The sequence below is a fragment of the Microbacterium sp. CIAB417 genome, assembly GCF_022788845.1.
This window is the reverse complement of the sequence record NZ_JAHZUT010000001.1, coordinates 616,929-639,735: the sequence shown is the minus strand read 5'-3', so window position 1 is coordinate 639,735 and position 22,807 is coordinate 616,929. Positions and strand designations below refer to the sequence as shown.

Below are 22,807 nucleotides of genomic sequence, written 5' to 3'. Positions count from 1 at the left end.
CTCGGGCGCCCGGGGCTCAACCGGTGGTCGCACCCTCGGCGGCAGAGCGCACAAGGGCTGCGTACTTGGCAAGAACGCCACGGGTATAGCGCGGGGGAAGCGGCTCCCAGCCAGAGCGGCGGGAGGCGAGCTCCGCCTCGTCGACGAGTAGGTCGAGAGAACGAGCTGCGATATCGACCCGTATCAGATCACCATCGCGCACGAAGGCGATGGGACCGGCGTCCACCGCTTCGGGTGCTATGTGGCCGATGCACAGGCCGGTTGTGCCGCCTGAGAATCGTCCGTCTGTCAAGAGTAGTACATCTTTTCCGAGTCCCGCGCCCTTGATGGCTCCGGTGATCGCGAGCATCTCCCGCATGCCCGGTCCGCCCTTCGGACCCTCGTAGCGGATGACGACCACGTCGCCGGCCCTGATCCCGCCCTCGGCGAGGGCGTCCATGGCGGCGCGCTCGCGCTCGAACACGCGCGCAGGGCCCTCGAAGACGTCGGCGTCGAAACCGGCGGACTTCACGACGGCGCCCTCCGGCGCCATCGATCCGTGCAGGATGGTGATCCCGCCCGAGGCGTGGATCGGGTCGTCGAAGGTGTGGATGACGTCGCCGTCGATGGGGTCCGGATCCAGCTCGCGCAGATTCTCCGCGATCGTCTTCCCGGTGACGGTGAGCGCGTCGCCGTGCAGCAGACCCTCGTCGAGCATCGCCTTCATGATGACCGGTATGCCGCCCTGGCGGTCGACGTCGTTCATGACATAGCGGCCGAACGGCTTCATGTCCGCGATGTGCGGCGTGCGGTCGCCGATGCGGTTGAAGTCGTGCAGGTTCAGCTCGACCTGGGCCTCGCGCGCGATCGCCAGCAGGTGGAGCACGACGTTGGTCGAACCACCGAGTGCCATCGCCAGTGCGATCGCGTTCTCGAAGGACTCCTTCGTCAGGATGTCCTTGGTCGTGATGCCCTGGCGGAGGAGGTTCACGACCGCCTCGCCGGACCGGTGCGCGAACTGGTCGCGACGGCGATCGGCGGACGGCGGCGCGGCCGAGCCGGGGAGGCTGAGTCCGAGCGCCTCGGCGACGGATGCCATGGTGTTCGCCGTGTACATGCCGCCGCACGCGCCCTCCCCTGGGGCGAAAGCGCACTCGATCCGCTTGAGGTCCTCCTCGCTCATGCGGCCGGCGCGGCAGGCTCCGACCCCCTCGAAGGAGTCGATGATCGTGATGTCCTTCTCGGTGCCGTCGGACAGCTTGACCCATCCCGGCGCAATGGACCCGGCGTAGAGGAAGACGCTCGAGAGCCCGAGACGGGCGCTCGCCATGAGCATGCCGGGGATGGACTTGTCGCAGCCGGCCAGCAGGACCGTGCCGTCCAGGCGCTCCGCCATGATGACCGTCTCGACGGAGTCGGCGATCACCTCACGCGAGACGAGGGAGAAGTGCATGCCCTCGTGACCCATCGAGATGCCGTCCGAGACGGAGATCGTGCCGAACTGCAGAGGGTAGCCCCCGCCGGAGTGCACGCCCTCCTTGGCGCCCTGCGCGAGGCGATCCAGGCTCAGGTTGCACGGGGTGATCTCGTTCCAGCTGGATGCGATGCCGATCTGCGGCTTGTCCCAGTCCGCGTCCCCCATGCCGACGGCGCGCAGCATGCCTCGCGAGGTGGTGGCTTCGATGCCGTCGGTGACGACGCGGCTTCGGGGCTTGATGTCGACGGACGCGTCCGTGGAATCCTGCGGGGCCATGACGGCAGTCTATTCCCGTCCGGCGGCCCGCTCGGTGGCCACCTGCGCCAGAAGTTCGGCGATCTGCTGTGGGTTCTCCACACGCAGCGTCGCGGCGGTCTCCCCCGGGCCGACGCGCACCCCCAGATCGCCCGGCTGGAGCACGCGCATGGCGTCCTCGTCGGTCACGTCGTCGCCCGCGAACAGGATGCCGGTGGCGTCGAAGTGCTCGCGCAGCGCGCTCATCGCGGCATCCTTCCCCTCGTCCCGCGAGGAGAACTCCAGCACGCGATGGCCGGAACGGCGGCGCCAGTGCGGGAACCGCTCGGCGACGAGCGCGTCGATCTCGGCGAACACGGCCCGCTCGACCTCGGGCGTGGCGCGGCGCGTGTGGACGCCCATGCCGAACGTCTTGGGTTCGAACTCGGCGCCCTCGTAGCGCTCTATGATCGGTCGCGCCGCGGCCCACAGCTCCTCGCGGGCTCCCTCAGCCGTGGCCTCGCCGGTGGGCTCGGCGTGCCCGGTGCCCGGGAACCAGTACTGCGCCCCGTGCGATCCGGCGAGCGCGACGGCGGAGTCGTCCTCGTGCTCCGTGATGATGCGCAGGTCGTGCATGCTGCGTCCGGACACGTAGGCGATCAGCGTGTCCGGGAGCTCGACCAGTCGATCCAGTTGCGTCTTGACCGTCGGAAGGGCCCGAGCGGCCATGGGCTCGGCGACGAGCGGCGAGGCCGTCCCGTCGAAGTCCAGCGCGATCACGAGGCGCGGCGTGGTCGCGATGGCGGTCAGGTCGGCATCCTCGGTTCCGGGCGTCCAGGTGCGGGTCACAGCGGTGTCTCCTTCAGCAGGCGGGCTTCTCCGCTAGCCTCTCACGCCCGGCGACTCCGCCCGGAATCGCGTCAACCGTCGCGGCGGGCGCCGTCCAGCGCGGCGAGGAACGACGAGGACCACGCGCTCACGTCGTTCTCCAGCACGCGTTTGCGCAGCGCCCGCATCCGCTTGCCCTGCTCGGCGGGGGGCATCTGCACCGCGGTCATGATGGCGTCCTTGAGGCCCTCGATGTCGTGCGGGTTGACGCGCACGGCCTGACGCAGTTCGTCGGCGGCGCCGGTGAACTCGCTCAGCACGAGCACGCCGCGGTTGTCCTGCCGCGTGGCGATGTACTCCTTGGCGACGAGGTTCATCCCGTCGCGCAGGGCGGTGACGAGCATGACGTCCGCGGCGAGGTACAGTGCGACCATCTCCTCCCGGGGGAATCCCTGGTGGAGGTAGCGGATGGCCGTGTGCCCCATGGTGTCGTAGTCGCCGTTGAGGCGGCCCACGGACAGCTCGATCTCGTCGCGCAGGTGCACGTAGCTGTCGACGCGTTCGCGGCTGGGGCTCGCGACCTGCACGAGGGTCACGTCCTCGACGCTCAGGGTCCCCTGCGCGATGAGCTCTCCGTACGCCTTGATGCGGTGCCGGATGCCCTTGGTGTAGTCCAGCCGATCGACGCCCAGCAGGATCTTCTTCGGGTTGCCCAGGCTCTCCCGGATCTCCGCCGCCCTGGCCTGGATGTCCGCGCGCCCGGCGAGCTCGCGATAGGGCGTGGTGTCGATCGAGATCGGGAACGCCTTCGCCACGACGGTGCGGGTCCCGTCCTCCTCCGGGACGGTGACGAACGCACCCTTGACCTCGTAGCGCAGCCGGCGCCGCACGGCCGAGAGGAAGTACGAGGCGTCCTGTGCGCGCTGGAAGCCGATCACGTCGGCCCCCAGGAGCCCGCGCAGGACCTGGTCGCGCCACGGCAGCTGCGCGTACAGCCCGTGGGCGGGGAACGGGATGTGGTGGAAATAGCCGATCGTGACGTCCGGCCGCAGAGCCCGCACCATCTCCGGCACGAGCTGGAGCTGATAGTCGTGCACCCAGACGGTCCCACCCGGTGCCACGGCGTCCGCCGCGGCCTCCGCGAAGCGGCGGTTCACCGTGACGTACGCCTCCCACCACTCGCGGTGGTACTGCGGCGGCGCGATCACATCGTGGTAGAGAGGCCAGATGGTGTCGTTCGCGAAGCCCTCGTAGTACTCCTCGACCTCCTGCTCGCTCAGCGCGATGGGGATGAGCCGGATGCCGTTCGCCTCGAACGGTGCGAGCTCGAGGTCGGCCTGGCCCGGCCAGCCGACCCACGCACCGTCGACCGAGTGCATGACCGGCTCCAGGGCGGCGACCAGTCCTCCGGGGGAGGTCCGCCACGTCTCCTCGCCGTCCGGACCCTGGACCCTGTCCACCGGCAGACGGTTGGCGACGACGACGAATTCCGCAACGGCCATGGAGACTCCTCACCCGGATCGGTGACTCCAGCGTAGCCGCGATGACCTCGGCGCCCCGCCGCGCGGCGTCACACAGCGCGGCGAGCGCCGCCCCGGCCGCTGAGGAACCAGTTGACGACACCGCTGAGCAGCACGATCGCGGCCGCGGCCGCCGGCAGCAGCAGCGCCGCGGGGGTGCCGAGTCTCTCGGCCACCTCCCCGGTGATCGCCGAGGCCGCCGCCTGGCCGACCACGACGCCGGATCCGAGCATGGTCATCACGGTCGCGGAGCGGCCCAGCGGACTGCGCGCGGCTCCGAAGCTGTACTGGGTCACGAGCGTGGGCCCGATGCCGATCCCCATGACGGCGAGAGCCAGGATCATCGCACCGACCGAGGACGCCGTCGCCACGACAAGCGTCCCGGCGAACAGGACGGCGGAGAACACGAGCCACCGCGCCCGCAGCGTGAAACGCGCGGGCAGCCAGGCGACGCCCAGCGCGAGCGCCGCCGACCCGATGCCCATGACCCCGTACAACAGACCCGCCTGCTCGGAGTCCCCGCGATCGGCCATGAACGAGGTGAGCGAGGTGAGCATGGAGCCGAAGAAGAGCCCCACGCCGAAGATCCCGACGACGACCACGAGCAGCGCCGGCCGGAACAGTTCGGAGGCGCGTGAGGGCGCCGAGCCGTCGGCATGGCGCTCGGCCGAGATGTGGCGGCCGGTGCGGTGCAGGGCGAAGGCGACCACGAACACGAAGGTGAGGGCGGCGGCTCCGACGAGCGGAGCCCACGGCGCGATCGCCGACGCCAGGATGCCCACGAGGAACGGGCCGAACACGAACACCGTCTCATCGGCCGCCGACTCATAGGAGAACGTGCCGGAGATGATCCGGGTGCGTTCCCTCTCCGGCATCCGCTCGGTGATGATCGCGACCAGGCGCGAACGCGACATGGGTGACACCTGGGGCGCGGAGGCACCGATCGCCAAGGCCGTCAGGAGGACGACCGCATCGACGGCGGGGCTGTAGACGACCGCGGCGAACACGGCCAGCATCGTGCCGTTGACGAGCGCTGAGACGAGCAGAACGATGCGCTGGCCGTACCGATCGGCGGCCGCGCCGAGCAGTGGTCCGACGACGGCCGTCCCCAACCCGACGGCGGCCGAGGTGAGTCCGCCGAGCGCCAGCGAACCGCGGGCCGAGACCACCACGGTCAGCACGCCGACGACCATCATCGCGAACGGGAGCCGCGCGACGAAGGCGATGAGGAAGTAGGGCAGTCCCGCCAGGCGCAGCAGGCTGGGCTGTGCGGCGCTGTCCGCCGCAGGGATGTGTGTCTGGGTCATGGCTCTCGCGCGCCCGTGGACGCGGGGATCGGGTGCCGCCGCTGTCCGCCGGGATGCCGACGGCCGGTAGATACACAGCTGGGGCGCCGAAGCGCCGCCCACATTCTAGCCGCGGCCACCTGGACGAAACCAGGGCCCCCTCCCATCGCACCGCGTCGACTACGTTTGAGCCATGCGTTACCTTTTCAGCACCGGACTTGTCGCGGCGATCTCGGCGGGCGTCTCACTGCTGCGTGGCACGCGTTCGGAACCGGTGACCTGGCGCGCGGTGCTCTCGTGGGTCAGCTGGGGCATCACGATGGCCCTCGCCATCGGCGCGGTGGTGGATCTGAGTCGCGAGCGGCGCGGCATCGCGGTCGATGCCGACTCTCCGCAGTCCGTCAAGAAGGCGAAGAAGGCGCAGCGTCTGCAGTTCCGGTCCCAGAAGGCGCTCGCCGACGCGCAGGACCACGCCAAAGAGCGGCGCTGACCCAGACGCGCGCAGCACAGCTCTCAGCGCGTGAGGATCAGCGCTTCGCCCTGACCACCCCCGCCGCACAGGCCGACCGCCACCGTGCCGCTCCCCCGCCGGGCCAGCTCGTGAGCCATGTGCACGACGAGCCGATTGCCGCTGGCCCCGATCGGGTGGCCGATCGCGATGCCGCCGCCGTGCACGTTCACGATGTCGGCGGACAGCCCGAGCTCGGACTGCGAGCGCGCCACGACCGCTCCGAACGCCTCGTTGATCTCGACGAGGTCCAGATCCGCCGGCGTGATCCCCTGCTTCTCGCAGGCGCGCTCGATCGCCCGCGCCGGTTGCGCCTGCAGTGAGTTGTCCGGGCCCGCGGTCTGCCCGCTCGCCCCGATCACCGCGAGCACCGGCCAACCCTGTGTGTCGGCATTCTCCCGCGTCGTCACGACGACCGCTGAGGCCCCGTCCGAGATCTGCGACGAGTTTCCGGCGGTGATGGACCCGCCCTCGGCGAAGGCGGGGCGCAGCCCCGCCAGCGTCTGCACGGTCGTCCCCGGCCGCACGCCCTCGTCGGCCGTCACGCGCACGGGATCGCCCTTGCGCTGCGGCACCTCGACGGGCACGATCTCCTCGTCGAACACGCCGGAGGCCTGCGCGGCCGCGGCGCGCTGATGGGACTGTGCGGCCACGACATCCTGCGCCTCGCGGGTGAGCTCGTACCGTGCGTTGTGCCGCTCGGTGGAGGCGCCCATGCTCTCCCGGTCGTACGCATCCGTGAGTCCGTCGTAGGCCATGTGGTCGAGCACCTCGACGGTGCCGTAGGTCCAGCCGTCGCGCGACCCCATGAGAAGGTGCGGTGCGCGCGTCATCGACTCCATGCCCGCGGCGACCACGGTGGTGGCGTCGCCGGTGCGGATGATGCGTGCCGCGTCGATCACGGCGGTGAGCCCGGAGAGGCAGACCTTGTTCACGGAATGGGAGGGGACGTCCCAGCCGATGCCCGCGCCGATCGCGGCCTGGCGTGCGGCGTTCTGGCCGGAGCCGGCGGCCAGCACCTGGCCCACGATCACCGCATCGATCGCGTCCGGAGCGATCGAGGCCTGCTCGAGCGCGCCGCGGATCGCGAACGATCCCAGTTGCGGGGCTGTGAACGACGCCAGCTGACCTTTGAGGCGTCCCTGCGGCGTGCGGGCGGCTGCGACGATGACGATGTCGGTCATGAGAGCTCCTTCAACTCCTCGGAGACGGACAGTTCGGGCTCGGTCGCGTCGAGCACATCCTGCACGCTCACCCCGGGCGCGGTCTCCACGAGCACGAGGCCCTCCTCGGTGACGTCGATCACGGCCAGGTCCGTGATGATGCGGTGCACGACGCCGCGGCCGGTCAACGGCAGCGAGCAGTCGTCCACGATCTTGGGCGACCCGTCCTTGGCGACGTGCTCCATCAGCACGATGACGCGCGCCGCGCCGTGCACCAGATCCATGGCACCGCCCGGACCCTTGACCATCTTGCCGGGGATCATCCAGTTCGCGAGGTCCCCGGATGCCGACACCTGCATGGCCCCCAGGATCGCGGCGTCGATCTTGCCTCCGCGGATCATGCCGAAGCTCGTGGCGGAGTCGAAGAACGCGGAGCCGGCCAGCACCGTGACCGTCTCCTTGCCGGCGTTGATGAGGTCGGGGTCGACGGCGTCCTCCGCCGGGTAGGGGCCTACACCCAGGATGCCGTTCTCGGACTGCAGCACGACCGTGACGCCCTCGGGCACGTAGTTCGGCACGAGGGTAGGCAGGCCGATGCCGAGGTTGACGTACGAGCCGTCCCGCAGCTCGGCTGCGGCTCTGGCGGCCATCTGCTCGCGGGTGAGCGGCATTGTCAGGCTCCTTCCTTCGCAGCCGGTGCGGAGACCGTGCGGCGCTCGATGCGCTTGGGCGCGTCCTCGCCCACCTCGATGATGCGATGCACGAAGACTCCGGGCAGATGCACCCGGTCAGGGTCGATCTCGCCCGGCTCGACGAGCCGCTCGACCTGGGCGATGCACACCCGGCCCGCCATCGCCGCGAGCGGGTTGAAGTTGCGCGCCGCCTTGTTGAACACAAGGTTCCCGTGCCGGTCGCCCACGGCGGCGTGGACCAGTGCGTAGTCCGTGGTGATCGCCTCCTCCAGGACGTACTCCCGCTCGGATCCAGCTTCGCCGAAGGAGCGCACGTCCTTCGGCGGCGAGGCGACGGCGATCGTCCCGTCGGAGTTGTAGCGCCGAGGCAGACCGCCCTCGGCGACCTGCGTGCCGACCCCGGTCTGCGTGTAGAACGCGGCGATGCCCGATCCGCCGGCGCGCAGCTTCTCGGCGAGCGTCCCCTGCGGGGTGAGCTCCAGTTCCAGTTCGCCGGAGAGGAACTGCCGTTCGAACTCCTTGTTCTCGCCGACGTACGACGACGTCATCTTGCGGATGCGCTGGGCGGCGAGCAGGATGCCGAGGCCCCAGTCGTCCACGCCGCAGTTGTTGCTGACGATGCTGAGCTGCGTGGTCCCCTGTGCGAGCAGCGCCTCGATGAGGGCGATCGGGTTTCCGGCGAGCCCGAAGCCGCCCACGGCGAGGGAGGCGCCGTCCGGGATGTCGGCCACGGCCTCGGCCGCAGAGCCCCATTGCTTGTCGATCACGCATCACTCCTTCGTGTGAGTCCTCCCTCCAGCATCCGCCCGTGGCAGTCAGAGCCGAAGCCGGATCTTGCCATGTGGTCGGATGGCCGATTAGTGTCCACCATATGGAACGGTCACCGACGAGCGTGCCCGGAGCGCAGGCCGTCGCCCGCGCGGCGCACCTGTTGCGCCTGGTGACCGCCGGTGGCGGGGACGGGGCGGGACTGCAGGAGCTCGCGCGTGCCGCCGATCTGTCCCGTTCGACGGCGCACCGGCTGCTGTCGGCACTGCGCGCGGAAGGACTCGTCGACCGCGACGAGGCCACGGCGCGCTGGATGCCGGGTCCCGAGCTGTTCCTCATGGGGACCGTCGCCGCGGCGCGCTACGACGTGACGGCCCTGGGCCGCGACATCGTGCGCTCCCTGGCGGTGAAGACCGAGGAGAGCGCGTTCCTGTCCGTCCGGCGAGCGGACGAGACGGTGTGCCTGCTGCGCGAGGAGGGATCCTTCCCGATTCGCTCGTTCGTCCTCAGTGAAGGCGTGCGGTTCCCGCTCGGGGTCGCCAGCGCGGGACTCGCGATCCTGTCGTTCCTGCCTGCCCACGATGTGGATGCTTATCTCGAGCGGCATCCCGAGCTGCCCGAACGCTGGGGGCGGTCGCACGCCGAGAAGCCGCTGCGCTCGCGGCTCGCGGAGACCAAGGAGCGCGGCTTCGCCATCAATCCAGGGCTCATCGTGGAGGGCAGCTGGGGAATCGGCGCTGCGGTCTTCGATCGGCAGGGTCGCCCGGAATGGGCGCTGAGCCTCACCGGCGTCGAGTTCCGGTTCGGCCCGGACCGGATCGCGGATCTCGGGCGCACGCTCCTGGCGCACGCGCATCAGCTGTCGGCGCGTATCGCAAGCGCTCGGCGCTGACCCGGCCCCATGTATACCGAGTGATATATACTCTTCGGTATGAATCGAGCCGACATCGTCCCGTCGATCGTGCTCTCCGCGCACGCGCTCGCCCGTATCGCCGCCCAGGATGCCCGGAACGAGGCGCCCTCGGCGCAGTGGCGCGTCCTCAGCATCCTCGAGCGAGACGGCGGGGTCCGCGTCGGAGCCCTCGCGACCGCCGCGAGGACGACCCAGCCCGGGATGACCCGGCTCATCGGCGACCTCGAGCGGACCGGCCTCGTCCGGCGCTCCGCTGACCCGGCCGACTCCCGAGCGACCGTCGTGACCATCACCGCCGAAGGCGTCGACGCCCTTCACGCCTGGCGCGCCGAGTTCCGCGCCACCCTCGAGCCGCGGTTCGCCGCCCTCGACGAGGACGACTGGGCAGCACTGTCCCGCGCCGCCGAGATCCTCGCGATCCACTCGGCCGAAAGGCCCCTCACGGAGACAGGAGACAGGGAATGAGCAGCGCGACAGCGACCGGATCAGTGTGGAGGCAGCCGGCACAGGTCTGGGCCGTGGCGTTCGCGAGCGTCGTGGCCTTCATGGGCATCGGTCTGGTGGATCCGATCCTCCCGGCCATCGCCGAGTCCCTGAAGGCGACGCCCACCGAGACGGAGCTGCTGTTCACCAGCTACCTGCTCATCACCGGGTTGGCGATGCTCGTCACCAGCTGGATCTCCAGCCGCATCGGTACGAAGGCGACCCTGCTCATCGGCCTGGGTCTCATCGTCGCGTTCGCACTCGCGTGCGCACTGAGCGGCAGCGTCGACGCCATCATCGGCTTCCGTGCCGGATGGGGCCTGGGCAACGCGCTGTTCATCTCCACCGCGCTCGCCACGATCGTCGGCTCGGCCGCCGGCGGCAGCGCCGCGGCCATCGTGCTGTACGAGGCGGCGCTGGGACTCGGCATCGCGATCGGCCCGCTGCTGGGCGGCCTGCTCGGCGAGGTGAGCTGGCGCGGCCCGTTCTTCGGTGTGGTCGCTCTCATGGCGATCGGGTTCATCGCCGTGCTCACGCTGCTGCGCCCGGCAGCCGAGAAGCGCGAGCCCGTGCCGTTCTCGGCCCCGTTCCGCGCTCTGGGACGTCCGGCTCTGGCGGTCCTCGCCGTGACGGCCCTGTTCTACAACATCGGGTTCTTCGTCCTGCTGGCGTTCTCGCCGTTCCCCCTCGGCTTCGGCGCCATGGGGATCGGCTTCACGTTCTTCGGCTGGGGCGTGGCCCTGGCGATCACGAGCGTGTGGGTGGCCCCGTGGATGATGCGCCGGATGCGCCGAACGACGATCATCCTCACGATCCTGCCGCTCCTCGCCGTCGATCTGGCCGTCGCCGGGTTCCTCGCCGAGAGCGCCCCCGCCCTGGTCGCCTGCATCATCGTCGGCGGTCTGCTGCTCGGCGTGATGAACACCGTGCTGACCGAGGCCGTGATGGAGGCCACGGATCTGCCGCGGTCGGTCGCCTCGTCCGCCTACTCGGCGGTCCGCTTCATCGGCGGCGCCATCGCCCCGCCGGTCGCCGCTCTCCTCTGGCATCACTTCAACGCCACCGTGCCCTATCTGTTCGCCGCAGCATCGGTGCTGATCGCCGCGCTCACGGTGTTCCTGGGGCGCCGCATCCTCGCTCACATCGACGACGAGGCGGAGGACGCGACCCGGGAGGACGCCGAGGCGATCCTGATCGGCGACGCGGCCTGAAGCGTCGGCGCACGCGCTACGGTGTCGTCATGACCGCCCCGGATTCCCTGCCAGAACGCTCGCGCCTCGTCCACCAGCACCTCGCGGATGCCGGCATCGAGGCCGCCATCCGTGTCCTTCCGGACTCCGCCCGCACCGCGCCCGAGGCGGCGGCGGCCATCGGGTGCGCGGTGGCAGCGATCGCGAACAGCCTCGTGTTCGTCGCCGACGGCGAGCCCGTGCTGGTGATGACGAGCGGCGGCCATCGCGCCGATCCCGTCGTCCTCGCCGAGCAGATCGGAGCCGAGGAGGTGGCGATGGCCCCGGCATCCGTCGTCCGCCAGGCCACCGGTCAAGCGATCGGCGGAGTGGCGCCGGTCGGGCACCCGAGCCGGCTGCGCACCTTCGTCGACGAGGCGCTCGCCGAGCACCACGAGATCTGGGCGGCCGCCGGCCACCCGCACACCGTGATGCCGCTGACCTTCGACCTGCTGAAGGACGTGACCGCGGCGCAGGTCATCGCCGTCACCCGGGACTGACTTCTCGCACTCTCAGTGCACTCTTAGGTAAGAAGTGCAAACTTGCACTCTATGAACGAGAGTGCAGATTCTCTGCGGGACCAGCGCAAGCGCGAGACCGCGCGGGCACTGACCGACGCCGCGCGGCGTTTGACAGCGGACCACGGGTTCTCCGGCTTCACGATCGAAGAGCTGTGCGCAGAGGTGGGCGTGTCCCGCCGCACCTTCTTCAACTACTTCGAGAGCAAAGAGAACGCGATCTTCGGTTTCACGCTCGTCGATGACGCCGAACGTGCCCTGGCCGAGGAGTTCGCCGCGTCCTCCGGCGACATCGTCGACGATTTCGCTGCCCTGCTCATCCGGCGCTGGGCGCTGTTCGACCCGATCGCCGACGCGCCGGCGGTGCTGGCCGTCGTCGAGCAGGAGCCCCGCCTGCTGAAGGCGGCGTTCGAGCACCTGGCCGACAACGAGCGCCGGGACATCGAGCTCGTCCAGCGCCGCGCCGGCGCCGACGACGCCGAATCGGGCGTCCGGGCCGAGGTCGTCGTCCATGTCTTCGGTGCGCTCATGCGCCTGTGCATGGATGAGCTGCTCCATCACCACTCCCCCGAACCCTTCGACGCTCTCCTCCTCGGACGCCTCGAGATCGCCCGCTCCACGCTGGGCCTGTCACAGAAAGCCGATTGATGTCCGCCACCGCAACCACGGATGCGCCCTTCCTGCTCACCAAACGCCGCATCTGGATCATCTTCAGCGCCCTGATCGCAGGGATGCTCCTGTCCAGCCTCGACCAGACGATCGTCTCCACCGCCATGCCGACCATCGTCGGCCAGCTCGGCGGGGTCGACCACCAGGTCTGGATCACCACCGCCTACCTGCTCGCCACCACGATCGTCATGCCGATCTACGGCAAGTTCGGCGACGTGCTGGGGCGGCGCAACCTGTTCCTCGTCGCGATCGCGCTGTTCACCCTGGCCTCCGTCGGCTGCGCGTTCGCGACGGACTTCTGGATGTTCGTCGTGTTCCGTGCGATGCAGGGTCTGGGTGGCGGCGGTCTCATGATCCTGTCCCAGGCGATCATCGCCGACATCGTGCCGGCCAACGAACGCGGAAAGTACATGGGTCCGCTCGGCGCCGTCTTCGGGCTCTCGGCCGTCGCCGGTCCGCTGCTCGGCGGATTCTTCGTCGACCACATGACCTGGCAGTGGGCCTTCTACATCAACATCCCCGTCGGCATCGCCGCCTTCCTCATCGCGCTCGTAGCTCTGAAGCTCCCGAGCAAGAAGGCTGAGAAGCCGATCGACATCTTCGGCGTGATCTTCCTGTCGATCGCGACGACCTGTCTGATCTTCTTCACCGACTTCGGCGGGGACGCCGAGTTCGGGTGGGACTCGCTCGCGACGTGGGCGTGGGGCGCAGGGCTCGTGGTCGCCGCCACGGCGTTCGTCATCACCGAGTCGCGTGTGCAGGACCCGATCATCCCGCTCAGCCTGTTCCGCAACCCGATCTTCGTGAACGCCACGGCGATCGGCCTGGTCCTCGGCATCGGGATGTTCGCAGCGATCGGCTTCGTCCCCACGTTCCTGCAGATGTCCTCCGGCACGTCGGCCGCGGCATCCGGTCTGCTCATGATCCCGATGATGGTGGGTCTGATGGGCACCTCGATCGGCTCGGGCATCGCGATCTCGAAGACAGGGGCCTACAAGATCTATCCGATCCTGGGCACCATCATCACCGGATTCGCGATGGCCGCGTTCACGACGCTGTCAGCGGCGACCCCGATCTGGCTGATCTGCGTGTTCCTGTTCGTGTTCGGCGCGGGCCTCGGTCTCATCATGCAGGTTGTGGTGCTCGTGGTGCAGAACGCGGTTCCGGCCTCCGAGATCGGCACGGCGACCAGCACGAACAACTACTTCCGCGAGGTCGGAGCGTCGCTGGGCACGGCGGTGTTCGGCACGATCTTCACCACTAGACTCACAGAGAATCTGCTCGGCGTGTTCGCCGACGCGGGGGCGACTCCGGATGCCGCGTCACAGGCCGCCGCGACGATCGATCCCGCGACGCTCAGCGCCCTGCCCGACGAAGTGCGCGACGGCATCGTGACCGCCTACGCCGATGCCCTGGCCCCGGTCTTCTGGTATCTCATTCCGTTCGTCGTGCTCGCGCTCGTGCTCTCCCTGTTCCTGAAGCAGATCCCCTTGTCGGATCAGGCGGGCCTCGTCGCCCGCGGTGAGGCGATCAGTGGTGACGAGGCAGAACGCCTGGAGCACGAGCAGCGTCACGGCTCATCCGCGGTTTCCTCGCCGCAAGATGCCGTGAGCGATGACACCGGGAGCATGCCGGTCGCGCGCTGATCCGCCGAACGCACCCGGTCCGCCGTCCTCGGGCGGCGGACCGGGTGCGTTCGCTATCGTCGACGCATGCGGAATCCTCTTCAGGACATCGGTCAGGTCTTCATCCCCGTGAGCGACATCGTGGTGTCCGCCGCTTGGTACGCGCGGCTGCTGGGTGTCGAGGCCTCCCCGCCCTCGCATGAGGACACCATCGTCGACCTCCCGACGCCGTCGGGACCGCGACTGGCGCTCGACGCGACGGCGCCGTTCACCGCCGATGGACCGCCGCGATTCTTCTGGTGGACCGAGGATCTCGAACAGGTCGTGCAGCATCTCGAGGATCTGGAGGTGACGATCGCCGCGGGCCCCGTGAACATCGGCAGCGTCTCGTTCGTGCAATTCCGCGATCCCGACGGCAGCCTGCTGATGGCCTGCGTACGCAACCCGTAAGCCCAGCGCGCGGACGCAGGGGCGACCGACGCGTCACGGCGCCGGAACGCGGATGATGCGATCGTCGCCGTCGCGCGGCCGGCCGCGGCCGTCGGTGTTGTTGGTGAGGAGCCAGAGTGCACCGTCGGGTGCGACGACCACGTCTCGGAGACGCCCGTACTCGCCGACGAACAGCTCGGTCCACGCGGCCAGGTCCCCCAGAGGCACCACGCGCAGCCGCTCGCCGCGCAGATTGGCGATGAAGATCGATCCGCCCGCGATCGCGATGCCACTCGGGCTCGCTTCGGCCGGCGGCCACTGCTGCACCGGGTCGACCATCGCGGGCTCGCCACCGGCTCCCTCGACCTCCGGCCAGCCGTGATTCCCGCCCGGTTCGACGACGTTGAGCTCATCCCAGGTGTCCTGCCCGAACTCGCTCGCGTACAGGACACCGTCCTCGTCCCACGCGATGCCCTGCGGGTTGCGATGCCCGTAGCTGTAGACGGGCGACCCGGGGATCGGGTTGTCCGGCGGGATGTCGCCCTCCGGTGTCAGCCTCAGAATCTTGCCGGACAGCGAATCGAGGTTCTGCGCGGCGGCGCGGTCCCCGGCATCCCCCACGGTCGCATACAGCATCCCGTCCGGGCCGAAGGCGATGCGACCGCCGTTGTGGTTCCGCGCCGCCGGCATCCCCGCGTGGATCGTCTCTGCCTCGCCGAGACCGAGCGAGCCGGGCGCTCCGGTCAGCGCATAGCGATCGATTCGGTTCTCGTCCGCCGCCGTGAGGTAGACGTACAGATGCTCGTCGTGCGCAGCGATGCCGAGCAGTCCACCCTCGCCTCCGGAGACCACACCGGGGACGATCCCCGCCTCCCGCACGGCCCCGTCATCGCCGATCTCGAGGATGCGCGCCGAGTCTCGTTCGCTGACGAGCGCCGCACCTTCGTGGAAGGTCACCGACCACGGCGCGTCCAGGCCGTCTGCGATGACGGTCACGGCCTCCTGGCTCTCCGGCGTGGCGGTACCGGAGGTCGCCAGAGGCGAGGGTGTGACCGACGGCGACGGCTGCGTGGTGCACGCCGTCAGGACGATCGCCGCGACGACCGCCCCGAGGATGCTGAGACGTCGGTGATGCCCGTTCATGATGCGCTCCGTCCCGTGTCAGTCCTCCGGCGAGTCGAGCACCTCATCGACGAGCGATATCCCGCCCGTCGAGTTCGCTGAGTGCATCAGAGCCTCGATCCAGCGTGGATTCAGATCTGGCGGATCCGGGGATTCGAAGGTGAAGCGCAACGGTATCGAAGGGTGGATCCAGATCGTGGACCGCCCGACGGGATCGCCGTCCGGATGCTGCCACGAGAGGGTGAAGGACTCCTGCCGGCGCAGTTTGGTGGCGATGACGACCTTGAGGTGCGCCAAGGCACGGTCCTCGATATGGATGGCGTCACTGGAGGCGCCATAGTGAAGAGTGCCCATGAGCTGACGGTATACCATTTCGCTCCCTGCCGACCGCTGAGCCTGGTGACCGGCAGCCCACCCGTCAAGAGCGACGGATGAGCCACCGGCGCGCGGAGGTTCAGACAGATGTGCTCCCGCCCGAACGGGGGCGTCTGAGCAGCTCCGCGTTCACGGTACGACGACTCCGCTCGAAGCGACGAGGGCCTTGCTCTTTGCCACGGGAATGCGGTAGCTGCCCCTGGAGGACGCCGCGGAGGGCTACCGTGCCATGGACGAGCGCCGTGCCACGAGGGGGCTGCCGACCGTCTGAGGCGGCGGAAGACGAATGAGGGCGGGATCCGGATGGATCCCGCCCTCATTCGTTGTGGTGCGCCCCCAGGGACTTGAACCCTGAACCCACTGATTAAGAGTCAGTTGCTCTGCCGATTGAGCTAGAGGCGCATGACCGGGGCTTCCCGGCCGAGGAATTACGTTACCAGCTTGTGGCCCGCAAACGAAATCGGGGCGGCTCCGCCGGGGAGCGCCTGTGAAGACGGCCTCCGCGCCCGGGGCCGCCCCGCTCCGGCGGCTATCCTGGACGGGTGACCGACTCCCCCGCTGCCGACTTCCGGGGTGACCTCGACCTCGCCCTCCGCCTCGCCGAAGCAGCCGACGCGCAGTCGCTGCCCCGGTTCGATGCCGCCGACCTCGAGATCTCCCGCAAGGCGGACCGATCGCACGTGACCGATGCCGACCTGGCCACCGAACGCGCGATCCGCGAGATCCTGGCCGAGGAGCGGCCGGCCGACGGCATCCTCGGCGAGGAATACGGCACCGAGGGAGACACGCACCGCCAGTGGATCATCGACCCGATCGACGGCACCGCGAACTTCCTGCGCGGCGTGCCGCTGTGGGGGACGATGATCGCCCTCGCGGTCGACGGCGTCCCTCAGGTGGGCGTCGTGAGCATGCCTGCCCTGGGCCGCCGCTGGTGGGCCGCGACCGGACTCGGAGCCTGGACCGGGACCGCCGAGGCTCCGCGTCGGCTCGCTGTGTCCGCCGTCGCCGACCTCGACGACGCCAGCGTCAGCTTCCAGAGCATCGCGCAGTGGGCGGATGCCGGGAAGCTCGATGCCCTCGTCGCGCTCGCGGCGCGCGTGTGGCGCGACCGCGCCTACGGCGACATCTATTCGTACATGCTGCTGGCCGAGGGGCGCATCGACATGGTCGCCGAGTTCGGTGTCAAGGAGTACGACATCGCCGCTGCCGTCCCGATCGTCCGCGAGGCGGGCGGGCGCATGACCTCCTTCGACGGGATCGAGACGCTCTCGGCTCTGTCGACGCTCGCCACCAATGGAGTGCTGCACGACGCATTCCTCGACCTCCTGCATTCCTCCGACTGACGCCGAACCCGACAAGGCCCGAGATGATCCCCCGCATCCCCCTCGCCGCAGCCGCCGCACTCGCGCTCGCCCTGACGCTCGTTTCGTGCGCCCAGACACCGGAACCCGTCGAGACGGAGACCGCGGCGCCGCCCGCCCCCGTGGAGACCGAAGTGCCCGTGGTGGACGAGCCGACGACGACGCCGGAACCGGAGGCCGAGCCCACCTGCGAGACGATCATCACGCCCGGGTACGTCAGCAGTCTCGCGGACCTCGGGTGGTCGGCGAAGGAATCCGAGTTCCGCATCGGCGAACTGGTCGTCGAGGACGGCATCTACTGCTCCTGGGCGAACTGGGAAGAGGCATCCGATCACGGGCAGTTCTTCGCGTGGGGCGAGCTGACGACGGACCAGGCCGCGGCGGCGCAGAGCGCCCTGCTGTCCCAGGGATGGGTCCGGGAGAACGAGGACGGCGCGGTGTACTTCACCGAGCCCGCCGAGTCCGCCTTCCAGACCGATGAGAACGGCTACGGCATGACCTACCTCTTCGGCGACGGCTGGGTGCGGTTCGCCGACACCAAGCAGAGCCTGCTGCTGATCACCTGGACCTGATCACAGGCACGAAGAAGCCCCGCCTTCCCTGACGTCGCAGGGAAGGCGGGGCTTCTTCCGTGACAGCGGTTCGGTGGAGCTGGGGGGAATCGAACCCCCGTCCAACGCTGAGTCTCCACGCCTTCTCCGGGCGCAGTCTGTGCAGACGTTCTGCTCGGCCCCGACCTTTGTCACAGACACCCAAGTCGACAGGCCCAGTCTGGGAAGAGTCCCATGTGACGTCCAGACGCCGTCACACAGCGAGATTCCTAGATGACGCCAGGATCCGTATCGGAATCACATACGGTCTGACGGACTATCGGGCTCGCTTAGGCAGCGAGGGCGAAGTCAGTGCGCTTTGCATCGGCACTTATTGTTTTGCAGGGAGCGTTCACGAGATAACCCTGCATCCTCGGCCCGCTTCTCGTGGATTCACAGGCGCTGTCGAAACCGATCAGCCCCGTGTTCCTTCTTGCGAAGGGACCGCTGTCACTCTGTGGAATTGCCAGGCCGGATGCCGAAGCACCCGAGCGTTACAGCTTACAACGTCTCGGCGCCATCCGCCATTCCGCTGGAGCTGCGATGTTTCCGGACTCTACGCCCATCGCTCGCGTAGAGTCAGCTCATGAGCGAGGTCACGATCACCGTCCGCGGCGAGAGCGAGGCGCGGATCGCGCCCGAGCGCGCCACGATCCACGCATCCGTCCGCACCGACGGACCCGATCGCGCCGCCGTGGTCGAGCGCGCGCTCGCCCTGGCAGAGCCCGTGCGCACCGGACTCGCCGAACGAGAGGATGCCGGAACGGTCCTGGAGTGGACGAGCAAGCGCCTAGCGGTGCGGGCCGAACGTCCCTGGAACAGCGAGGGCAAGCGTCTCGCCCCGGTGTACTACGCGACGGTGGATTTCACGGCCACGTTCGGCGAGGCGTCCGAGTTGTCGCTGTGGGTCTCCGATGTCTCCGCGTGGGACGGCGTGGAGATCGGCTGGGTGAACTGGCATCTCACCGAGCAGACCCGGGCCCGCATCGAACGCAACGTCGCGACCGCCGCCGTCGGCGTCGCCGTCACCCGCGCCGAGGCGTACGCCGGAGCGCTGGGACTCGCCGACATCAGACCACGCGAGATCGCCGACGTCGGACTCATCTCCCCCGGGCAGCCCGGACCGGCGGCTCCGGCCTTCAAGGCGCGCGAGGCGGCGTTCGCCGCAGCCGACTCCGCCCCGGCGATGGAGTACGAGCCGGAGGAGATCGTGGTCTCAGCCACCGTCGAGGCGCGCTTCACGGCGCGTTGACGCGTCGCGCGGGCGGCAATGCCGCTCGGATCCGGAGATCCTCCCGAGATCCGGATGCGTGAACGCCATCCGTCCGGATCCCGGGCGTTGCTCCGGATCTCGGGACGGCGGGGTCAGGCGACCGTCGCGAACGGCGCGAGGTCGGCCGCGAGACGCTCGGACACCCGGGCGTGCACCGCCGTGCCGTGCTCGGTGTGCTCCGCGGACAGCAGCATGCCGGTCTCGTGGATCGCCGCAACCAGGTCGCCCCGGTCGTACGGCACGAGCGCATGGATCTCGACCGCGGGCTTCGGCAGCGCCTCCTCGACGGCCTGCCGCAGCTCCGGGATGCCCTCGCCCGATCGCGAGGAGACGAAGTGCGCGCCCGGCTCGAGGCCCCGCAGCACGAGCCGCTCGTCCTCGTCGATCAGATCGGCCTTGTTGAAGACGACGATCTCCGGCAGGTCGCGCACGCCCACGTCGCCCAGGACGTCGCGGACGGTCTGCAGCTGCCCGGCCGGGTCGGGATGCGATCCGTCGACGACGTGCAGCACGACGTCCGCGTCCCCGACCTCCTCCAGCGTGGACCGGAACGCCTCGACGAGCTGATGCGGCAGGTTGCGCACGAACCCGACCGTGTCGGTGAGCGTGAACACGCGTCCGTCCGCCGTTTCGGTGCGGCGCACGGTCGCGTCCAGGGTGGCGAACAGCGCGTTCTCGACGAGCACACCGGCGCTGGTCAGGGCGTTGAGCAGGCTGGACTTGCCGGCATTCGTGTACCCGGCGATCGCCACCGAGGGGATCGTGTTGCGCTTGCGCTCGGCGCGCTTGGCCTCGCGTGCGGGCGCGAAGTCGCGGATCTGCCGTCGCAGTTGCGCCATCTTCGTACGGATGCGGCGACGATCGAGCTCGATCTTCGTCTCACCGGGTCCGCGCGAGCCCATGCCCGCGCCACCCGCGCCGACCTGTCCACCGGCTTGGCGGCTCATGGAGTCACCCCAACCGCGCAGGCGGGGAAGCAGGTACTCCAGCTGGGCGAGCTCGACCTGCGCCTTGCCCTCGCGACTCTTGGCGTGCTGGCTGAAGATGTCGAGGATCACCGTGGTGCGATCGATCACCTTGACCTTGACGACGTCCTCCAGCGCACGGCGTTGGCTGGGCGCGAGCTCGGTGTCGGCGATCACCGTGTCGGCGCCGACAGCGGCGACGATGTCCTTCAGCTCCTGCGCCTTGCCGCGTCCGAGATACGTGGCGGGATCCGGATGCGGACGGCGCTGGAGCAGGCCGTCGAGCACGACGGCGCCGGCGGTCTCCGCGAGCGCAGCGAGCTCGCGCAGCGAGTTCTCCGCGTCGTCCTGCGCCCCCTGCGGGTAGACGCCGACGAGCACCACGTTCTCCAGACGCAGTTGGCGGTACTCGACCTCGGTGACGTCCTCGAGCTCCGTCGACAGGCCGACGACCCGTCGCAGGGCATGCCGGTCCTCGAGGTCCCATTGGGCGCCGTCGGCGTCGGTGTGCGTCGCCGTCGCGGCATCCTGGATCGCCTGCGCGGCACCGAAGACATGCGCTTCCGTGCGCTGCTCGGCGTTCGCCAGGACGCGGTCCAGCGTCTCGTCGGTGCGCTTGTCGTTCGTGGTTTCCGTCATCCGTCCCTGTTCTCTGTCTCTCACGTGGAGCGCCTTAACCTTAACCCCCGCTGTCCGGTACGCTCGCCTCTATGGGGTCCGACCACTACTTCACTGCGGCCCCGGCAAGCCCCGAGAACCTGCGCACGATCGATGTGACGCTGGCCGGTCGGCCGGTCACGGTGACGACCGCTGGGGGTGTCTTCAGCCCCGATCGGCTGGATGCCGGCACTGCAGTCCTCTTCGCCAACATGCCTCCCGTGCCGCCCGGCGGCAACCATCTCGATCTCGGAGCCGGATGGGGGCCGATCAGCCTGACCATGGCGATGCTCGCTCCGCATGCGACGATCTGGGCCGTCGATGTGAATGAGCGGGCGCTGGATCTCGTCCGGCGCAATGCCGAGTCCCTGGGTCTCGACAACATCAACGCCGTGCGCCCGGAGGATGTTCCCGCTGAGGTGAGCTTCCGCACCATCCGGTCCAATCCGCCGATCCGGGTCGGCAAGGACATCCTGCACGACATGCTCGAGCACTGGATCCCCCGTCTCGATGAGCGCAGCGACGCCTGGCTGGTCGTGCAGCGCAATCTCGGGGCGGACTCGCTGCAGCGTTGGATCGCGGCGACCTTCCAGCCCGGCTACAGCGTCTTCCGCGCCGCGACGGGCAAGGGATACCGAGTGCTCAAGGTGCGTCGGCACGGTACTCCCCCGACGGAGCCGATCGCGCTCGGCTGAGTCGCTCTCGACTGCGCAGACGCCCCTGACGCGGATCGCCGTTCAGGCCAGGTCGATCTCACCGCGGAACACGAGCTGCGCCGGACCGGAGAGGGCGACATGCTCGCCGTCCTCGGCCGGGAACATCCGGACGCCGAGCGTGCCGCCCGGCACCTCGACGCGCCAGTTGTCCGGAGCACGGTCGCCGGCCCAGTAGCGCACCGCGAGGGCGGTAGCTGCGACACCGGTGCCGCAGCTCAGCGTCTCTCCGACACCGCGCTCGAAGACGCGCATCGACACGTGCCCTATGCCGTCGCGCACCAGCGGCTCCCCCGGGACGACGAACTCGATGTTCGCGCCTGTGGGCGGGTGCGGGTCGAGAATCGGCGCGTACTCGAGCTCGAGGGACGACAGCTCCTGCTCCGAGGCGAGCGCGACCACCACATGCGGGTTGCCGACGTCGATGCCGAGCCCCGGACGAGCGACGTCGAGTCCGCGCACGCGGGCGAGCGGATCGCTGCCGGAGAGCTTCCAGCGTCCGAGATCGACCTGGTAGCCGGTCTCGCTCCGTGTCACGTCGCGCACGCCGGCCCGTGTCCCGATCGGCAGCGTCGATCCCGCCTCGATCGTCGCCAGCCCCGCGCGTACGAGGAAGTGGGCGAAGACGCGGATGCCGTTGCCGCACATCTCGGCGATCGACCCGTCCGCGTTGCGATAGTCCATGAACCACTCGGCCGCGGGCTCCTCCGCCAGCGACGCGACGCCGTCTGCGATGGCGTTCGAGCGGACCACCCGCAGCACCCCGTCGGCGCCGATGCCGAAATGGCGATCGCAGATCGCGGCGACCTGATCGGGGCTCAGCTCGAGCTCGCCGTCGGGATCGGCGATGATGACGAAGTCGTTGCCCGTGCCGTGCCCCTTGGTGAATGCGACCATGCAGCAAGTCTATTGATGGTGCTCGCGAACCGGCGATCTGCCGCTACCCCATCGGCGACGACACACCTCCGTCACGACACGAAACCGAACGTCGACTCCACCGGCAGCCCTCCGTCTCGCAACCCGTGCAGCACCGACAGCTCGTAGTCGGGAACGGGATCGGGAAGAGCGTCCAGCGACCACCAGCGCACCTCGACGGCCTTGTGCGGCTCCTGGACCACCGGCTCGCGGTCCCAGGCGATCGCCGTCCAGAACCACTCGACGCGCTGCTCACGCGGATGATCGGTGCCGTCCGTGCGGTGCATGACCGTCGCGAGCTCGAGATCCTGCGGCCGCAGGACCACGCCGAGCTCCTCGGCTGCTTCACGCACCGCCGCCTGCCTCGCCGTCTCCCCGGGCTCGACGTGGCCCGCGGCTCCCGCCACCCAGTGTCCGTCCATGTAGCCGGTGTTCCGGCGAAGCTGGAGCAGAACCTCGTCGCCACGGCGGAGGAACACGTATGACGCGGGGATGAGCGCGAATGCGTGTGCCAT

Annotated in this window: 24 protein-coding genes, 1 tRNA gene and 1 other RNA gene; 12 read left to right on the top strand and 14 right to left on the bottom strand. The window is 69.4% G+C overall.

Translation table 11 applies throughout. The features are described from left to right. Positions 1–16: 16 nt before the first annotated feature. The 4 genes from ilvD to KYX17_RS03135 form a co-directional block, all read right to left on the bottom strand. A complete protein-coding gene (gene ilvD, locus KYX17_RS03150; protein WP_243225137.1) occupies positions 17–1,732 on the bottom strand; it encodes a dihydroxy-acid dehydratase in 1,716 nt (571 codons plus the stop codon). Positions 1,733–1,741: 9 nt separating this feature from the next. Then, positions 1,742–2,539 carry a trehalose-phosphatase gene (gene otsB, locus KYX17_RS03145; protein ID WP_243225133.1) on the bottom strand — a complete coding sequence of 266 codons (798 nt, stop codon included), beginning with the start codon at positions 2,537–2,539 and terminating at the stop codon, positions 1,742–1,744. Positions 2,540–2,610: 71 nt separating this feature from the next. After that, positions 2,611–4,020 carry a trehalose-6-phosphate synthase gene (locus tag KYX17_RS03140; protein ID WP_243225123.1) on the bottom strand — a complete coding sequence of 470 codons (1,410 nt, stop codon included), beginning with the start codon at positions 4,018–4,020 and terminating at the stop codon, positions 2,611–2,613. Positions 4,021–4,088: 68 nt separating this feature from the next. Continuing rightward, the gene (locus KYX17_RS03135; protein WP_243225117.1) at positions 4,089–5,345 is read right to left on the bottom strand and encodes an MFS transporter; all 1,257 of its coding nucleotides are present in this window, start codon (positions 5,343–5,345) and stop codon (positions 4,089–4,091) included. A 172-nt stretch (positions 5,346–5,517) separates the two neighbouring features. Here KYX17_RS03135 and KYX17_RS03130 point away from each other — a divergent pair, with 172 nt between their 5' ends. After that, the gene (locus KYX17_RS03130) at positions 5,518–5,814 is read left to right on the top strand and encodes a hypothetical protein (protein ID WP_243225106.1); all 297 of its coding nucleotides are present in this window, start codon (positions 5,518–5,520) and stop codon (positions 5,812–5,814) included. Positions 5,815–5,837: 23 nt separating this feature from the next. On the opposite strand, the gene KYX17_RS03125 is transcribed toward KYX17_RS03130, so the two are convergent. From KYX17_RS03125 to KYX17_RS03115, 3 genes are read right to left on the bottom strand one after another with little or no spacing between them, the layout of a single operon-like run. Then, complete coding sequence (locus KYX17_RS03125) at positions 5,838–7,016, bottom strand: acetyl-CoA C-acetyltransferase (protein ID WP_243225104.1); 1,179 nt, start codon at positions 7,014–7,016, stop codon at positions 5,838–5,840. Continuing rightward, a complete protein-coding gene (locus tag KYX17_RS03120) occupies positions 7,013–7,666 on the bottom strand; it encodes a CoA transferase subunit B (RefSeq protein WP_243225102.1) in 654 nt (217 codons plus the stop codon). Before KYX17_RS03120 ends, KYX17_RS03125 begins: the two co-directional genes overlap by 4 nt. A gap of 2 nt (positions 7,667–7,668) precedes the next feature. Continuing rightward, positions 7,669–8,454, bottom strand: a complete 786-nt coding sequence (locus KYX17_RS03115) for a CoA transferase subunit A (RefSeq protein ID WP_243225100.1) — start codon at positions 8,452–8,454, stop codon at positions 7,669–7,671. Positions 8,455–8,558: 104 nt separating this feature from the next. Here KYX17_RS03115 and KYX17_RS03110 point away from each other — a divergent pair, with 104 nt between their 5' ends. The 7 genes from KYX17_RS03110 to KYX17_RS03080 all read left to right on the top strand — a co-directional run bounded on the left by KYX17_RS03110 (position 8,559) and on the right by KYX17_RS03080 (position 14,342). Next, the gene (locus tag KYX17_RS03110) at positions 8,559–9,347 is read left to right on the top strand and encodes an IclR family transcriptional regulator (protein WP_243225098.1); all 789 of its coding nucleotides are present in this window, start codon (positions 8,559–8,561) and stop codon (positions 9,345–9,347) included. Positions 9,348–9,386: 39 nt separating this feature from the next. Beyond that, positions 9,387–9,833 (top strand): MarR family winged helix-turn-helix transcriptional regulator, encoded by a 447-nt coding sequence (locus KYX17_RS03105; RefSeq protein WP_243225096.1) that lies wholly within the window; start codon positions 9,387–9,389, stop codon positions 9,831–9,833. Further along, positions 9,830–11,062, top strand: a complete 1,233-nt coding sequence (locus KYX17_RS03100; RefSeq protein ID WP_243225085.1) for an MFS transporter — start codon at positions 9,830–9,832, stop codon at positions 11,060–11,062. The genes KYX17_RS03105 and KYX17_RS03100 overlap by 4 nt, the downstream gene beginning before the upstream one ends. A 29-nt stretch (positions 11,063–11,091) precedes the next feature. Further along, positions 11,092–11,580, top strand: a complete 489-nt coding sequence (locus KYX17_RS03095; protein ID WP_243225076.1) for a YbaK/EbsC family protein — start codon at positions 11,092–11,094, stop codon at positions 11,578–11,580. Positions 11,581–11,631: 51 nt separating this feature from the next. After that, positions 11,632–12,246 (top strand): TetR/AcrR family transcriptional regulator, encoded by a 615-nt coding sequence (locus KYX17_RS03090; protein WP_243225074.1) that lies wholly within the window; start codon positions 11,632–11,634, stop codon positions 12,244–12,246. After that, on the top strand, positions 12,246–13,913 hold the full coding sequence (locus KYX17_RS03085) for an MDR family MFS transporter (RefSeq protein ID WP_243225069.1): 1,668 nt from the start codon (positions 12,246–12,248) through the stop codon (positions 13,911–13,913). Before KYX17_RS03090 ends, KYX17_RS03085 begins: the two co-directional genes overlap by 1 nt. 66 nt (positions 13,914–13,979) lie before the next feature. Continuing rightward, positions 13,980–14,342, top strand: coding sequence for a VOC family protein (locus KYX17_RS03080; RefSeq protein WP_243225068.1), 363 nt, complete (start codon positions 13,980–13,982; stop codon positions 14,340–14,342). A 33-nt stretch (positions 14,343–14,375) separates the two neighbouring features. On the opposite strand, the gene KYX17_RS03075 is transcribed toward KYX17_RS03080, so the two are convergent. From KYX17_RS03075 to KYX17_RS03065, 3 genes are all read right to left on the bottom strand, one after another. Then, positions 14,376–15,464 (bottom strand): sorbosone dehydrogenase family protein, encoded by a 1,089-nt coding sequence (locus KYX17_RS03075; RefSeq protein WP_243225067.1) that lies wholly within the window; start codon positions 15,462–15,464, stop codon positions 14,376–14,378. Positions 15,465–15,482: 18 nt separating this feature from the next. Beyond that, positions 15,483–15,797 carry a hypothetical protein gene (locus tag KYX17_RS03070; protein WP_243225066.1) on the bottom strand — a complete coding sequence of 105 codons (315 nt, stop codon included), beginning with the start codon at positions 15,795–15,797 and terminating at the stop codon, positions 15,483–15,485. Between the two features lie 347 nt (positions 15,798–16,144). Further along, positions 16,145–16,220: transfer RNA gene (locus KYX17_RS03065), tRNA-Lys, on the bottom strand. Between the two features lie 140 nt (positions 16,221–16,360). Between KYX17_RS03065 and KYX17_RS03060 the strand changes: the two genes are divergently transcribed. Together KYX17_RS03060 and KYX17_RS03055 are read left to right on the top strand one after the other, a co-directional pair. Continuing rightward, positions 16,361–17,161, top strand: coding sequence for an inositol monophosphatase family protein (locus KYX17_RS03060; protein ID WP_243225065.1), 801 nt, complete (start codon positions 16,361–16,363; stop codon positions 17,159–17,161). 23 nt (positions 17,162–17,184) lie between these two features. Further along, positions 17,185–17,751: a hypothetical protein gene (locus tag KYX17_RS03055; RefSeq protein WP_243225064.1), complete on the top strand. Its 567-nt coding sequence runs from the start codon at positions 17,185–17,187 to the stop codon at positions 17,749–17,751. 71 nt (positions 17,752–17,822) lie between these two features. Here KYX17_RS03055 and ssrA read toward each other — a convergent pair. Continuing rightward, positions 17,823–18,192, bottom strand: a transfer-messenger RNA (tmRNA) gene (gene ssrA / locus KYX17_RS03050). 163 nt (positions 18,193–18,355) lie between these two features. Between ssrA and KYX17_RS03045 the strand changes: the two genes are divergently transcribed. Next, the gene (locus KYX17_RS03045; RefSeq protein WP_243225063.1) at positions 18,356–19,021 is read left to right on the top strand and encodes an SIMPL domain-containing protein; all 666 of its coding nucleotides are present in this window, start codon (positions 18,356–18,358) and stop codon (positions 19,019–19,021) included. A 113-nt stretch (positions 19,022–19,134) separates the two neighbouring features. Here the strand turns inward: KYX17_RS03045 and hflX are convergent, their stop codons facing one another. Then, on the bottom strand, positions 19,135–20,646 hold the full coding sequence (gene hflX / locus KYX17_RS03040) for a GTPase HflX (protein WP_243225062.1): 1,512 nt from the start codon (positions 20,644–20,646) through the stop codon (positions 19,135–19,137). 71 nt (positions 20,647–20,717) lie between these two features. On the opposite strand from hflX, the gene KYX17_RS03035 reads away from it, so the two are divergent. Continuing rightward, a complete protein-coding gene (locus KYX17_RS03035) occupies positions 20,718–21,359 on the top strand; it encodes a class I SAM-dependent methyltransferase (RefSeq protein WP_243225061.1) in 642 nt (213 codons plus the stop codon). A 42-nt stretch (positions 21,360–21,401) separates the two neighbouring features. Here KYX17_RS03035 and dapF read toward each other — a convergent pair whose 3' ends face one another. Beyond that, the gene (dapF, locus tag KYX17_RS03030) at positions 21,402–22,274 is read right to left on the bottom strand and encodes a diaminopimelate epimerase (RefSeq protein WP_243225060.1); all 873 of its coding nucleotides are present in this window, start codon (positions 22,272–22,274) and stop codon (positions 21,402–21,404) included. 71 nt (positions 22,275–22,345) lie between these two features. After that, on the bottom strand, positions 22,346–22,807 hold the full coding sequence (locus KYX17_RS03025) for an NUDIX domain-containing protein (protein WP_243225059.1): 462 nt from the start codon (positions 22,805–22,807) through the stop codon (positions 22,346–22,348).